The 13,645-nt window shown below is 70.2% G+C and carries 14 protein-coding genes; 7 read left to right on the top strand and 7 right to left on the bottom strand.

The genetic code is table 11. The annotated features are described in order from the left end of the window. Window positions 1-57 precede the first annotated feature (57 nt). The 4 genes from DX116_RS03990 to DX116_RS03975 are packed head-to-tail and all read left to right on the top strand — an operon-like array spanning window position 58 to window position 4,869. Window positions 58-1,575 carry a carotenoid oxygenase family protein gene (locus DX116_RS03990; protein WP_119702883.1) on the top strand — a complete coding sequence of 506 codons (1,518 nt, stop codon included), beginning with the start codon at window positions 58-60 and terminating at the stop codon, window positions 1,573-1,575. Continuing rightward, window positions 1,506-2,576, top strand: coding sequence for a winged helix-turn-helix transcriptional regulator (locus DX116_RS03985; RefSeq protein ID WP_233556556.1), 1,071 nt, complete (start codon window positions 1,506-1,508; stop codon window positions 2,574-2,576). The genes DX116_RS03990 and DX116_RS03985 overlap by 70 nt, the downstream gene beginning before the upstream one ends. After that, window positions 2,573-4,156 (top strand): long-chain-fatty-acid--CoA ligase, encoded by a 1,584-nt coding sequence (locus tag DX116_RS03980; RefSeq protein ID WP_119702882.1) that lies wholly within the window; start codon window positions 2,573-2,575, stop codon window positions 4,154-4,156. The genes DX116_RS03985 and DX116_RS03980 overlap by 4 nt, the downstream gene beginning before the upstream one ends. Then, window positions 4,153-4,869 (top strand): VOC family protein, encoded by a 717-nt coding sequence (locus DX116_RS03975; protein ID WP_119702881.1) that lies wholly within the window; start codon window positions 4,153-4,155, stop codon window positions 4,867-4,869. Before DX116_RS03980 ends, DX116_RS03975 begins: the two co-directional genes overlap by 4 nt. 57 nt (window positions 4,870-4,926) lie before the next feature. Here the strand turns inward: DX116_RS03975 and DX116_RS19840 are convergent, their stop codons facing one another. Both DX116_RS19840 and DX116_RS03970 read right to left on the bottom strand, forming a co-directional pair. Next, a complete protein-coding gene (locus tag DX116_RS19840) occupies window positions 4,927-5,067 on the bottom strand; it encodes a hypothetical protein (RefSeq protein ID WP_158591886.1) in 141 nt (46 codons plus the stop codon). Window positions 5,068-5,194: 127 nt separating this feature from the next. Beyond that, entirely contained in the window at window positions 5,195-6,034 is an 840-nt protein-coding gene (locus DX116_RS03970; protein ID WP_119702880.1) for a helix-turn-helix transcriptional regulator, read from the bottom strand. Window positions 6,035-6,140: 106 nt separating this feature from the next. On the opposite strand from DX116_RS03970, the gene DX116_RS03965 reads away from it, so the two are divergent. From DX116_RS03965 to DX116_RS03955, 3 genes are all read left to right on the top strand, one after another. Continuing rightward, a complete protein-coding gene (locus DX116_RS03965; RefSeq protein ID WP_119702879.1) occupies window positions 6,141-6,839 on the top strand; it encodes an SDR family NAD(P)-dependent oxidoreductase in 699 nt (232 codons plus the stop codon). A gap of 194 nt (window positions 6,840-7,033) precedes the next feature. Beyond that, entirely contained in the window at window positions 7,034-7,372 is a 339-nt protein-coding gene (locus DX116_RS03960; protein WP_147393565.1) for a hypothetical protein, read from the top strand. A gap of 5 nt (window positions 7,373-7,377) precedes the next feature. Next, the gene (locus DX116_RS03955) at window positions 7,378-8,571 is read left to right on the top strand and encodes a hypothetical protein (RefSeq protein WP_119702877.1); all 1,194 of its coding nucleotides are present in this window, start codon (window positions 7,378-7,380) and stop codon (window positions 8,569-8,571) included. Here DX116_RS03955 and DX116_RS03950 read toward each other — a convergent pair. The 5 genes from DX116_RS03950 to DX116_RS03930 are packed head-to-tail and all read right to left on the bottom strand — an operon-like array spanning window position 8,558 to window position 13,626. Continuing rightward, a complete protein-coding gene (locus DX116_RS03950) occupies window positions 8,558-9,310 on the bottom strand; it encodes a TauD/TfdA dioxygenase family protein (protein WP_119702876.1) in 753 nt (250 codons plus the stop codon). The two genes, DX116_RS03955 and DX116_RS03950, sit on opposite strands and share 14 nt — an antisense overlap. After that, window positions 9,307-10,317 carry a D-alanine--D-alanine ligase family protein gene (locus tag DX116_RS03945; RefSeq protein ID WP_119702875.1) on the bottom strand — a complete coding sequence of 337 codons (1,011 nt, stop codon included), beginning with the start codon at window positions 10,315-10,317 and terminating at the stop codon, window positions 9,307-9,309. The genes DX116_RS03950 and DX116_RS03945 overlap by 4 nt, the downstream gene beginning before the upstream one ends. Continuing rightward, the gene (locus tag DX116_RS03940) at window positions 10,317-11,612 is read right to left on the bottom strand and encodes an ATP-grasp domain-containing protein (RefSeq protein WP_119702874.1); all 1,296 of its coding nucleotides are present in this window, start codon (window positions 11,610-11,612) and stop codon (window positions 10,317-10,319) included. The genes DX116_RS03945 and DX116_RS03940 overlap by 1 nt, the downstream gene beginning before the upstream one ends. 2 nt (window positions 11,613-11,614) lie before the next feature. Next, window positions 11,615-12,421 carry an O-methyltransferase gene (locus tag DX116_RS03935; RefSeq protein WP_119702873.1) on the bottom strand — a complete coding sequence of 269 codons (807 nt, stop codon included), beginning with the start codon at window positions 12,419-12,421 and terminating at the stop codon, window positions 11,615-11,617. Continuing rightward, entirely contained in the window at window positions 12,418-13,626 is a 1,209-nt protein-coding gene (locus DX116_RS03930; protein WP_119702872.1) for a sedoheptulose 7-phosphate cyclase, read from the bottom strand. The genes DX116_RS03935 and DX116_RS03930 overlap by 4 nt, the downstream gene beginning before the upstream one ends. Window positions 13,627-13,645 lie beyond the last annotated feature (19 nt).

Raw genomic sequence — 13,645 nt, 5'->3', positions numbered from 1 at the left:
ACCCTCTCCAGCACAGTCCCTTCAGCACAGCCCCAGCAGAGCACCAGGAGACCACCCATGGACGTTGAAGTCGTCGGAAGACTGTTGTCGACGCTGCCCGCGGACGACGACCACCCCTACCGCACCGGGCCCTGGCAGCCGCAGACGACCGAGTGGAAGGCCGACGACCTGCAGGTCGTCGAGGGCGAGATCCCGACCGACCTCGACGGCGTCTACCTGCGCAACACCGAGAACCCCGTGCACCCGTCGCTGAAGAACTACCACCCGTTCGACGGCGACGGCATGATCCACGTGGTCGGCTTCCGCGACGGCAAGGCCTTCTACCGCAACCGCTTCATCCGCACCGACGGCTTCCTGGCCGAGCAGGAGGCCGGTCAGGCGTTGTGGGCCGGGCTCGCCGAGCGTCCGTCGAGCTCGAAGCGCGACGAGGGCTGGGGCGCGCGCACCCGCATGAAGGACGCGTCGAGCACCGATGTCATCGTGCACCGCGGCCAGGCGCTGTCGACGTTCTACCAGTGCGGCGACATGTACCGCATCGACCCGATGTCGGCCGAGACGATGGGCAAGGAGACGTGGAACGGCAAGTTCCCGTTCGAGTGGGGCGTCTCGGCGCACCCCAAGGTCGACGACCGCACCGGCGAGATGCTGTTCTTCAACTACAGCAAGGAGGCGCCGTACATGCACTACGGCGTCGTCGACGCCAACAACGACCTGTCGCACTACATCGACGTCCCGCTGCCCGGACCGCGCCTGCCGCACGACATGGCGTTCACCGAGAACTACGCGATCCTCAACGACTGCCCGCTCTACTGGGACCCCGAGGCGCTCAAGGCAGACGCCCACATCGCGCGCTTCCACCCCGAGACCCCGCTGCGCTTCGCGGTCATCCCGCGCAAGGGACAGACGTCCGACATCCGGTGGTTCGAGGCCGAGTCGACGTACGTGCTGCACTTCGTCAACGCGTACGAGGAGGGCGACGAGATCGTCGTCGACGGCTTCTTCCAGGGCGATCCCGAGCCCGCCGACAACGGCATGGGCAACCACTGGCAGCGGGCGTTCCGCTTCCTCGCCCTCGACCGCATGCAGTCGCGGCTGCACCGCTGGCGCCTCAACCTGGTCACCGGTCAGGTCAAGGAGGAGCAGCTCAGCGACTCGATCACCGAGTTCGGCATGATGAACGGCTCCCACGCCGGTCAGAAGTACCGCTACGCGTACGCCGCCACCGGCAAGCCGTCGTGGTTCCTGTTCGACGGCCTGGTCAAGCACGACCTCGAGGACGGCACCGAGGAGCGCTACTCCTTCGGTGACGGCGTCTACGGCAGCGAGACCGCGATGGCCCCGCGCGTCGGCAGCACCGCCGAGGACGACGGCTACCTCATCACGCTGACCACCGACATGAACGACGACGCCTCGTACGCCGTGATCTTCGACGCGGCCCGCGTCGGCGACGGCCCGGTGTGCAAGCTGAGGCTGCCCGAGCGCATCTCCAGCGGCACCCACTCCACGTGGGCGCCGGGTGCCGACCTGCGGCGCTGGCAGACCGCCGACACGGCCGCGGACGCGGTGGGGCTGTAGCCATCGACGTCCCCGACGTCTCCTCCGAGCGGGAGACCCGACCCACCGAGCTCGAGCCGGGCGCGACCAACGCGATCGGCCGGACGCTCGGGCTGCTCGGCGACGAGTGGACGCTGCTCATCGTCCAGCAGGCGTTGCAGGGCGTCGGGCGGTTCGGGCAGCTCATGGCAGCACTGCCGATCTCCAACTCGGTGCTGACGAGCCGGCTCAACCTGCTGGTGCGTGAGGGCCTGCTGCGCCGGCACATCTACCAGACCAACCCCCTGCGGGCCGAGTACGTCGTGACCGACCGCAGCCGCGCGCTGTGGCCGTTCATGCTCGCGATCTGGGAGTGGGAACGGCGCTGGGTGGCCGAGCACGCCGAGCACCTGCCGACGATGCACCACGAGGCGTGCGGCCACGACTTCGCGCCGGTGCTGTCGTGCGGCGCGTGCGGCAAGCCCGTCGAGGCCAAGGACATCGACGGCGACTGGGGGCCGAGCGGCTCGTGGGAGCGGTCGGTGCCGGAGTCGGTGACGCGTCGACGGTCGGACTCCGACGCGGCGCGGTCGTCGGCGGGTCTGTTCCCCGAGACGATGATGGTCTTCGGCAACCGCTGGGCGTCGGCCCTGCTCGGGGCGGCCTTCCGCGGCGTGACCCGCTTCTCCGACTTCGAGGCCAACCTGGGCGCACCGCCGACGCTCGTGGCCGAGCGCCTGCGGGCGTTCGTCGCGATCGACGTGCTGGTGGCCACGCAGAACGCGCAGCGTCCCGACTGGGCCGAGTACCGGCTGACCGAGAAGGGCCGCGCGTTCTACCCGGTCATCGCGGCATCGCTGCAGTGGGGGCAGGAGTGGTTCCGGGCGCCCGAGGGGCCGGCGATCGTGCAGCACCACCGTGCGTGCGGCGAGCCGTTCGAGGCGACGTTCCGCTGCGACCAGTGCCACGAGGTCCTCACGGGCCACGACATCACCATCGTCGGTCGGTCCGACCGCACGACCGCTGGAGAGGAAGACCGATGACCACCACCCCCGTCCCCGCCGCCACGCGCACGACCTTGGCGGACGTCATCCGCACGAACGGCGCCGACTTCGCCGACGTCCCCGCGATCGTGGGCGAGGGACGCACGACGACGTACGGCGAGCTGTCGTCGCGGTCGGACGCCGTCGCGAGCGGGCTGGTCGCCGCCGGGCTGGGCGTCGGCGACCGCGTGGCGTACCTGGCGCGCAACGCGACCGAGTACTGGGAGCTGTTCTTCGCCGCGGCCAAGGCCGGCGTCGTCATCGTCCCCCTCAACTTCCGGCTGTCGGCCGAGGAGATCGGCTGGATCCTCGGCGACGCCGATCCGTCGGCGATCCTGGTCGAGGACCACCTGACGTCGCTGGTGCCCGCCGAGTGGCGCGGCCTGCGGCTCGTGTTCTCGCAGGAGGGTGATCCGTCGGTGCCGGCCGGCTGGCAGGCCTACGAGCAGTGGGCGGCCTCGCAGCCAGGCGACGACCCGCGCCGCGACCTGGGCGGCGACGCGCTGGCGTCGATGATGTACTCGTCCGGCACGACGGGGCGGCCCAAGGGAGTCACCACGACGGTCGGCGGCTTCCTGTGGGCGGTCGACGCGTTCGGTGCGCTGTTCGACGTCTCGCCGGCCTCGGTGAGCCTGGTGCCGACGCCGTACTACCACATCGCGGCCGGGGGCTGGTCGCTCATCGCCCTGGCCGCGGGCGGGCGGATCGTGCAGTTCACCGAGGTCACGCCCCAGAACATGCTGGGCCAGCTGGTGGGCTTCAAGGCCACCCACGTGATCATGGTGCCGACCGTGATGCAGCTGTTCATCACGAGCCCCGAGGCGTCGGCGGCCGACTACTCCAGCGTCGAGCACGTCGTCTACGGCGGGTCGCCGATCTCCGAGACGGTCATGCTCGGGGCGCAGAAGACGTTCGGCGCCCAGCTGTCGCAGAGCTACGGCCTCACCGAGACCGTCGGCGTCACGACCTTCCTGCGTCCCGAGGACCACGTCGTCGGACCCGACAGCAAGCTGCGCTCGGCCGGACGCGCCGTGCCCGGTCTCGAGGTCGCGATCTTCGACCCCGACACCGGCGCGGAGTGCGCGACCGGCGAGGTCGGCGAGGTCGTCACGCGGGGCCCCGGCGTCACCACGGCCTACTGGCGCAACCCCGAGGCCACCGCGGCCGCGTTCTGGCCCGGCGGCTGGTTCCGCACCGGCGACGCCGGCTACATGGACGCCGAGGGCTACGTGTTCCTCAAGGACCGCATCAAGGACCTGCTCATGAGCGGCGGCGAGAACATCTACCCCGCCGAGGTCGAGAACGCGATCATGGCGCACCCGGCCGTGCAGGAGGTCGCCGTCATCGGCGTGCCGTCCGAGCGGTGGGGCGAGACGCCGCTGGCGGTGGTCGTGCCCAAGGCCGGCCAGACCGTCGACGGCGACGAGCTCATCGCCTTCACCCGCGAACGGCTGGCGCACTACAAGTGCCCCACGGCCGTGCAGGTGATCCACCAGCTGCCCCGGAACCCGTCCGGGAAGGTGCTCAAGCGCGAGCTGCGCGCTCCGCACTGGGCAGGACACGACAGGAGCATCGGATGAAGCACGGAACGTTCCCCATCATTCGCCAGGTCATCATCGGCGCCGGTGACATGGAGAAGGCAGGCCAGCAGATGCGCGAGGCCTTCGGCCTGGCCAGGGGCTTCGCTGACCCCCTGCTCGAGGGCATCAACATGGACGACGAGACCTTCCGCGTCGGAGGCGAGTCGCACCTCGAGCTGGTGGGCGCGCTGACGCCCGAGGCGCCGATCGCGAAGTGGTGCGAGAAGGTCGGCGGCGGTGGCGGCTACGGCCTGGCCATCCAGGTGCCCGCGCTGGGGCCGTTCATGGAGCGTGCCGAGTCGATCGGCGCGCGCACGATCGAGGACATCGTGGTCTACGACCGTCGCATCGTGCAGCTGCACCCGGGCGACCTGGGCATCCTGGTCGAGCTCGACGAGATCCCCGAGGCCGAGCAGTGGTTCTGGGACGACGTCGAGGCCGACGTGTCCGAGAACCCCGTGATCGACGACGTCCTCGCGGTCGAGATCAGCAACCCCGATCCGTCGGCGCTGGCCCAGAAGTGGTCGACGCTCTTCGACGTCCCGGTCGAGACGGTCGACGGCGTGCTGCAGGTCTCGATCGGCGCCCGCACGGCCCGCTTCGTCGAGGGCGACGTCAAGATGATGACCGGTTGCGAGGTGCAGGTCGCCGAGGGTGTCTTGCCCGACGCCCGCGAGGTCACGGTCAGCGGAGTGGCGTTCACCCTGGTGTGAGCGGGGCCGGGCGGTTCGGATGGACCTGTGGGCGCTCACGTCGCGCGTGCTGGGCGTTTACAGCAACGATGCGCCCAGCAGCACGATCACGATGACCAGCACGGCGACGGCCGGGAGTGTCCAGCGTCGACGGGGTTGCTCCTCGACGACGGCCGCGCGCATGCGGCGGCCGAGCTCGGCGACGTCGTCGGGGTCCATCCGTCCAGCCTAGGCGTCGAGGCCCTGGGCGCCGAACGCGACGATCCGGCTCCAAGGCCAGTCGCTGCTGGTGATCCATGTACCCGCGGACGTGTCGTGGGCGGCTCGCAGGAACATGGCAGCGAGGCTACTGATCGAGCGAACGGAGCCGGGACTCGTCGTCGGATCTCGGCTCGGCCGTGTAGACGATCAGGCGGACGTCCGAGCCGGCGGGCACGAACACGTCGCCGTCCAAGGTCATGGGGCCGACGACGGGGTGGTCGATGTGCTTGCGTGCGCCTGCGTAAACCGCGGGTCGTGCGCTGCGCCAGCGCTCGGTGAATTCGTCGCCGGTGTCGTGCAGCGCCGCGACGAGGTCGTCGAGCTCGGGGTCGCCGGGGTGCGCGAGGTGGGCCAGGCGGAGGTCGGCGACGAGAGCATCGCGGAACTGCTCGCGCTGGAGCGGGTCGAGCCACACGTCGGACGTGTCTTCGGTCATTTCGAAGTAGGCCTGGTTGCGCGACCAGCCGTCGAGCCGGAGGGGGTCGCCGAAGAGGGCGGCCCAGGCCGGGTTCCAGCGCAGCAGCCACCAGTCGGCGGCGTAGACCGCGGCCGGCCAGCCGTCCGCCCTGGCCAGCAGGCGCTCGACGCCGGGGGGCACCTCGCGGTCGACCGCGGAGGCGGGCGCGGCGAGCCCCGCCGACTGGTGCAGCACAGCGGCGTCAGCGCGCTTGAGACCCATGGCGCGCACCAGTGCCGCGACGACGGAGCCGGATGGATTGGCGGCGCGGCCCTGCTCGAGCTGCACCAGGTAGTCGACCGAGATACCGGCCATGATCGCGAGCTCTTCGCGGCGCAGGCCGGGGGAGCGGCGCGAGCGGGTGCCCGTGCGGCCCGGCACGGGGGCGCTGCGGTCGCGCCACTCGCGCAGCAGCGCGCCGAAGCCGGGTGGCTGGGCGCGATCGGCGGCTCGCTGGTCGACGGACATCCGTCCAGTCTGCCCCTCGCGGGCGACGGTCGGGAGGGTGGCGCTGTCAGTCCTACCGACCAACGGCATCTTCCGCAGTGCTCCCGCGCGTCCTAGCGTCGAGGGCATGGACACCATCACCCTGATCACCGGAGCCAACAAGGGTCTCGGCCGCGAGACCGCCCGCAGCCTGCACGAGCTGGGCCACACCGTCGTCATCGGCGCCCGAGACCCCGAGCGCGGCCAGGCGGCCGCCGACGGGCTGGGCGTCGACTTCGTCCAGCTCGACGTCACCGACCAGGCCAGCGTCGACGCCGCGGCCGAGCACGTGCGCACGACGTTCGGACGGCTCGACGTGCTGGTCAACAACGCCGGCATCACCGGCACGTTCGCACCGCTCGAGCAGACGACCGCCGTCGACGCCCAGCAGGTCATCGACACCAACGTGCTCGGCGTCCTGCGGGTGACCAACGCCTTCGTGCCCCTGCTCGAGCTCTCGGACCACGCCCGCATCGTCAACGTCTCGTCGGGGGTGTCGTCGCTGCACGACACGATCGAGAACGACTACTTCGACTGGACGATCATCCCGCCGATCTACGCGATGTCGAAGACCGCTCTCAACATGCTGACCCTCAAGTACTCCCGCGCCCTGCCCGGCATGCGCGTCAACGCCGCCGACCCCGGTTACACCCGCACCGACCTCAATGCCGGCAACGGCGCGCACGACGTGAGCGAGGGTGCCGAGGAGATCGTCCGGTTGGCGACTCTTGCTGCCGGTGGTCCGACCGGTGTCGTGAGCAACAGTGCGGGCCCGCTGAGCTGGTGAGGGTGGCGCGGACTCGGCGATCGTGTCACTCCGCTCGGGCCATTCCACCGCGAATGACCGACACGGTCCGACGCCCTGTGCTTCTCTCGCAGAGATCTCGCACCGTACGACGACAGATTCGAGTTGCGCTTGCTGCTCGGCGGTCATGATCATGGGCACGGAACCGCCACCAGTCCGTCGTACAGGAGATGCCCGTGACCGAGAACGAGTGGCCGGAGTTTCCCGACGGGGACGACCTGCCGAAGTACGACCAGTACATGACGCGCGACGAGGCCCGGGCGGTGTTCGAGTCCCACCTCGACCTGATCCGTCCGTTCGCCGACCACCCGAACCCTGAGGTGCGGGCGGTGGTTGCCGAGCGCACCGCCGCTGCCGAAGCGGCCTTCCAGAACATCGACGGGTTCTACGAGATCGGTGCACTGCCGCGGCACCGCGACCTGCCGGACACCGCGCACCGGGAGATCCGCGCCCGCAACCTGGGGCACGCGCCCCCGAAGCCCTCCTTGTGGGCTCGCCTCACCGGCAAGGCCTGACACGGATGTCGGGCCTGACTGGCCAGCCGTCCACGACGGAGTGCGGGTGCACCCCGGACGAGCTGGTCTGCGCGCACCACCTGAACCTGCTCGCCTACAAGCGGGCGTTCGCCGGCACAGCGACCTCCGCCTTGCCGCCCCTCGTCCTGCGGCCCACGCTCAAGACGTTCTGGTCCGAGTTCGACGCGTGGCGCAAGCTCTACCTCGCGATCCTCGTCATCGGTCTGCCGGCCGGTGCCTACTTCGGCGGTGCTGAGGGCAAGTGGGTGCTGCTGTTCGCCGCCGTGCTCGTCGGGCTGTGCGGGGTGATCGTGCTGACGATGTTGGTGAAGACGGTGACGCTCGACCCGGCCGACCGTGTGGTCAGGGCTCGAAGCTGGCGCGGAAGGACCGCCACGCTGCACGTGGACGACGAGATGCGCGCTGCGGCGTTCCAGTACCTCGGGTACGGCGTGACCTCGTTCACCGCCAACCTCGTGCTCTGGACTCCCACGGCGCACACGCGACTCGACTCGCGACAGTGGGGCGTCGACCAGCTCGACTCGATCGCGTTCGTGCTGGGCGTCCACGTCGGTGGTCTCTACGGCGACGCCGACATCGCCGAGGCATTCCCCGGTGTGGTTCCGAAGTCGGTCAAGCACCCCGTGAGGACGGCGCTGGTGATCCTGGGCGTGCTGCTTGCCCTGGTGATCGGCCTCGCCGCGCTGTTCATCATGCTGACGCAGGACGACGACGATGACGCCGGCGACGAGAGACCCCAGCTCACGTCCGTCGAGGTCAACGGCCCGAAGCCGTCGTCGCTGCCCGCCGACGTGACGGCCAGGCAGGACGCCCTCGACGAGTCGCTCAAGAAGGTCTTCGCGTCCGACGTGGCGTGGACGTCCGCGAGCACGATCCGGCCGTGTGACGAGCAGCCGGGATGGCAGCGGGAGAACTCGTACTCCGTGCAGGAGGGTGCACGACTGCCGGACGACGCACTGGCCGACGCGTTCGACACGACCGTCGAGAAGTTCGGCCTCGTGCCGGTCGCCGATGACCGGGCGAGCGGTCTCCGCCTCGAGCCGCGCACGGAATACGGGAGCAGGAGTGGTGCCGGCGCGCGGGCCTACATCCGGGGCTTCGAGGCGACCGATTCGTATGCCGCGTTCGCGTCGGCCAGCATCTACACGCAGAGCGACTGCGTCATCACCACGGGCTGACCATGCCCCGGTGCATGACCCGGTCCCCGACGACGCCGTCGTGGTCGGCCCGGTGCATGACGCAGCGGTTGTCCCACATCACGACGTCGCCGGGCGACCAAGCGTGACGCAGCAGGTTGGCCTCGGTCGTCGAGTGGTCGACCAGGTACTGGACGAGGTCGACGGCATCCGACTCCGACATCCCGCTGATGCCGGCGCAGCGCGCAGGTGTCGTCACGAACAGCGCGGTCCGGCCGGAGATCGGGTGCACTGCGAGCAGGGGGTGCTTCGCCGACGAGTCCTGGTCGGAGTCCACGCCGGTGACGCGATGGGTCATGGTCCGCCCGGCGAGGTCGTTCTTGACGTCGTCCGGAAGGGTCTCGAACGCCGTGTACTGGTTCGAGAACACGGTCTGCCCGCCGACCTCGGGCACCTGCACGGCGAGGAGTGCCGTGTACGCCGGCGGCGACGTCACGTAGGTCGTGTCGACGTGGAACGACGACTTCGGCGGGGTCGTCCGGCCGACGTTGCTGATGATGTTGAGATCCGGGAAGCCGGGCACCGGCGTCTCGCCCTCGGTGAACGTCAGCCGTCCGAACGACTCGAGGAAGCCCACGAACGTCGCGTCGTCGACCTCCTGGTCGGGCAGCACGACGACGCCGTGCTCGGCGAGCACGGCCGGCAGGCCGGACGTGTCGGACCACGCGATGTCCAGGTTCGTGACACGCGCGCCGACCGGGGCGAGGGGTTCGATTCTCACAGCAGCTCCTTCAAGGCGATGTCGAACAGGTCCACGACGTCGATCCCGGCGGCCGCAGCCATGACGGCCACGACGCTCGACGGCGAGTACGAGCAGTAGAGGCTCGCCTCGAGGAAGAACGGCACGCCCTCGGGATCGATCCGGAAGTCGAAGAGGCTGTAGTGCCGGCAGCCGAGCGCCTCGTGGCACGCCCGGGCAGCCGCCCACACGCGCTCGGTCAGCGGATCGTCCACCGGCACGATCCAGGCGCGCGTCCGCTCCTTCGCGACCAGGTAGAGGTCGCCGTCGTCGGTGCGGTCGAGCTTGTCGGCGGGCGTGCGGATGTCGTCGACCGCGTACTCCTCGAGCGGCAGGCAGACGAGCTCACCGTCGCGGACGAGGATGCCGCAGCGCACCTCCCGCCCGAGCGGCACGAACGACTCGACCAGCGCAGCGTCCGAGTGCTGCAGGGCTCCGGCGACCGCCCGGTCGAGGTCGGCCGCGTCGGGCACGAGCGTGACGCCCGCCGAGTTGTCGGCGTCCAGCGGCTTGACGACGGCGGGGAGCAGGTCCGTGTCGACCGGATCGCCACGACGGACGACGACACCCCTCGGCACGTCGACCCCTGCGGCGGAGACGATCGCGCGAGCGCGGCTCTTGTCCGCCGTCAGCGCCATGAGATCGGGCCCGTTGCCGACGTACGGGATGCCGATCAGGTCGAACAGGCTCCGGTAGGTGGTCATGCCCGGCAGGCAGAACATCTGCGGCACCATGACGTCGAAGCCTCCCTCGGCCATGGTGCGGACGGCCTCGGCGACCGGGACGGCCGGCGCCGCCGCGACGTCGGCCGGCTCGAGCCCGTCCGGGAAGCGCCAGTCTCCTCCCGGATCGACCCAGGCGACCTGGAACCGGTGAGAGGTGCCGGACATGGCCGAGAGGAAGCCCGATGCGTAGACCCGCGAGAGGTCGCCGTGGAACTCGTCGACGGGAGAGCCGGCGAGCACGAGGACGGACAGGGACGCGGACATCAGTCGCCACCGTCCTCGACGAGCTTGCCGATGTTGAAGTCGATGCGTGACCACGTCGCGCGCCGGCGGAGGCTGTCGACCAGCAGCGACGGGATCTGGAGGTGGTGGACCAGCAGGTAGGGCATCGGGTCCCAGCCGGTGAGGATCGCGTCCTTGCCGGACCAGATCGTGCGGAGCCGTTCGGCGCGTGCTGGTTCGGTGAGCAGCCGCCATGCCTCGTGGTACGTCCAGTACGTCGGCCGCGACCCGGCGAGCGGCTCGATGACCGGGTGCCCGTCGTCGAGGTACGCCGCCGCGACGTCCGGGTGGTCGTGGAACATCGTGATCGCCGAGTGGGTCCGCGGGTTGCACTCGATCGCGTAGACCTCGCCGTCCCGCGCCGACTCGATGAAGTCGAACGACAGCTGTCCGCTGACGCCGAGGGCGCCCACGAACTCCGTTACCCATGCGCGGATGCCCGGGTGGTCGACCATCTCGTAGTTGACCTGGAACGCCGACGACTCGCAGCAGCCGTACACCTGCAGGTGGCCGTCCCGCACCGTGCCGTGCGTGCAGTACTCACGACCTGCGATGAACTCCTGCAGGATGAACGGGTCGTCCTCGCTGATGCCACGACTGCGTGCGGTGGCGCTGTTGCGCTCGGGCGTCTCGGCGGTCAGCCGGGTGAGGTCCATCCGCCCGACCGGGTCGTACGCGATGCGCTTCAGGATGTACTCGCGTCCGGGCAGGAACTCGAACTCCTCGACCTGGCGCGGATCGGTGACGCGGAGCCAGTCGGGCACGCGGAGGCCCAGCGATGCCGCGTACTCGGAGAACTGCGACTTGTCGTCGAGCAGACGGACGACGTCACCGTCGCCGTGCAGCACCTCGCAGTACCCGTCGAGCACCTGTCGCGCGTCGGCGTCGTGGATGCTCGCCGCCGGGCTCGCGACCGGCACGAGGACGTCGACCTGCTCGTGGAGCACGACGTCGAGCAGTGCGTGGGCGTAACCCGGGTCGTCGGGGTCGGGGACGACGTGGAAGGCGTCGACCGCTCGCGAGAACCGGTGTCCGGTCCAGCGGTACCGGGCAGACTCGACCAGCACGACGCGGTGCCCCGCGAGGTGGAACGACCGGGCGAGCTGCAGTGCCTTGGTCATCTTGCCGCCGGTGAGCAGCACCGTGCGGGGGTGCGGAGACGGCTTCGTCGCGGGCCGGCCGCCCCAGGCCGCCACGACGGCGACGGCCGCGAGGTCGAGCGGTGCCGTGGCGGCCAGGCCTGCGAGGGCCGCCACGGTGCGCAAGGTCCCGGGCATCGTCACGTCCTGCGGATCAGGGTCACGCCGTCCCGCAGCGGCACGAGCACCTGCTCCACGCGCGGGTCGTCGGCGACGACCTGGTTGAACTCCGCGACCGCCGCCCCGTTCACGGTCGGGTCGGCGGCCCACGGCTGCCCCTGCAGCAGCGTGTTGTCGACCGCGATGACACCGCCGTCGGCCAGCAGGTCCGAGGCGAGCAGGAATCGGTAGTAGTCGAGGTACCCGGTCTTGTCGGCGTCGATGAAGACGAGGTCGAAGGGCCCGTCCAGCCGTTCCAACGTCTCGAGCGCCGGGCCGACCTCGATCATCACCGTTGCGCCGGCCGTGGAGCGGCTCAACCAGTCGAATGCGAGCCCGGCGACGTAGGGGTCGACCTCGCACGCGACGACCTCGCCGCCGGGGGGCAGGGCCTCGGCCATCGCGAGGGCCGAGTACCCCGTGAACATCCCGATCTCCAGCACGCGGCGGGCCTTCAGCATGCGCACGAGGAAGGCGAGGAAACGTCCCTCGACGTGACCCGAGAGCATCTCCTGCTCCAGCGGTCCCGATCCGGAGACGACCTCGCGGGACGCCCACGGCGCCTCCTGCGTCCGGCGTGCGACCTCGGCGAGCGCCGGTGACTCCGGTGAGGTGCACGCGGCGACGTACGGGTCGAGGCCTGCGGCAAGGGCGGTGACCCGCCGCAGGCGCTCGGCCAGCTCAGGCTCCACGGACGGACCGATCAGCTCGGCGACCTCGGCCAGCTCGCGCGCGAGGATCGTCGTCGGCGTGACCGGCCGCGGCGACGACACGACGGCGTCCGTCACGAGACCGCCGTGAACATGTCGAGACCGGCGCCCTCGCGCGGGAGTCCCTGGCAGACCTTCTTGTGCAGCGACAGCGCATCCGCGAGCTCGCTGACGTCGAGGTCGTTGAGGAAGCGGCACGCGCCGATCGGGTCGGGGACGGCCGCTCGCAGCAGGCCGTCGCGCGTCTTGAGGATCGACGCCGTGGCCTCCTCCAGCAGCTCGACGGTCAGGTACGGGCTGTCGAGCGCGAGGCCGAGGTTGCTCATGACGCTCAGCACCCGGTCGCGGTCGGCCGTCGACAGCAGGCCGCGGTGCTCGGCGACGGTCGTCGACAGCGCCATGTCGATGTTGATCGCGTGGCCGTGGAAGAACGGCTCCGGCGGAGTCAGCTCGAGCGTGGGGCTCCACGTGTGGCCGAACGCGATGACGCGGTCGAGGTCGATCTCGTGCAGGTTGGGCGACTCCAGCTCCAGCATCGTCTCGATCGCCGCGTACGTCAGCCGGTGCGAGACCTCGCGCAGCCTCTCGGTGCCGTCGAGGTGGCCGAAGCGCGTGCGGAGCAGCTCGGGTCCGTGCTGCTCGAGCAGCTCGAAGATCTCGCGGTTCCCGACGACGGCGATCTTGATGAGCTCGGCCATCCCGTTGCGGACCTGGTCCTCCGGGAGCGTCGCCAGGAAGGAGAAGTCGAGCAGCACCGACGACGACGCGTGGTACGCGCCGAGCCGGTTCTTGTGCTTGCCGAAGTTGACCGCGACCTTGATCGACACGCTGGCGTCGATCAGACCGATCAGCGTGGTCGGGATGCGGATGTACGGGGTGTTGCGCCGGTAGCTCGCGCACGCGTACCCCGCGACGTCCGTCGTGAGTCCGCCGCCGACGACGAGGACGGGCTCGGTGCGGACGAGCCCGAACCGATCGAACGCCGCGACGATCTGCTCGAAGGTCTCGAGCGACTTGGCGGTCTCGCGGATCTGCACGGGGACGAGGGTCAGCTCGATGTCGTGGTGCGCGAAGTAGGCGTCGATCCGGTCGCGGTACAGCTCGAGCACGGTCTCGTCGACGACCATGAGGGTGCGGCCGTACGGGCGGTAGGCGTCGGCGAGCTGGGGGTTGGCGACGTCGAAGACGCCGTCGACGTAGACGAGGTCGTACTCGATGCGCTCGTAGCCCTCGACGCGGAACGAGCGGTCGTCCGCGGTCACGCGGGCCTGGAGGTTGCTCATGAGGATTCCTTCCGGAGGG

Source organism: Aeromicrobium endophyticum, assembly GCF_003586285.1.
GTDB lineage: Bacteria > Actinomycetota > Actinomycetes > Propionibacteriales > Nocardioidaceae > Aeromicrobium > Aeromicrobium endophyticum.
This window is presented reverse-complemented; position numbering and strand designations above follow the sequence as displayed.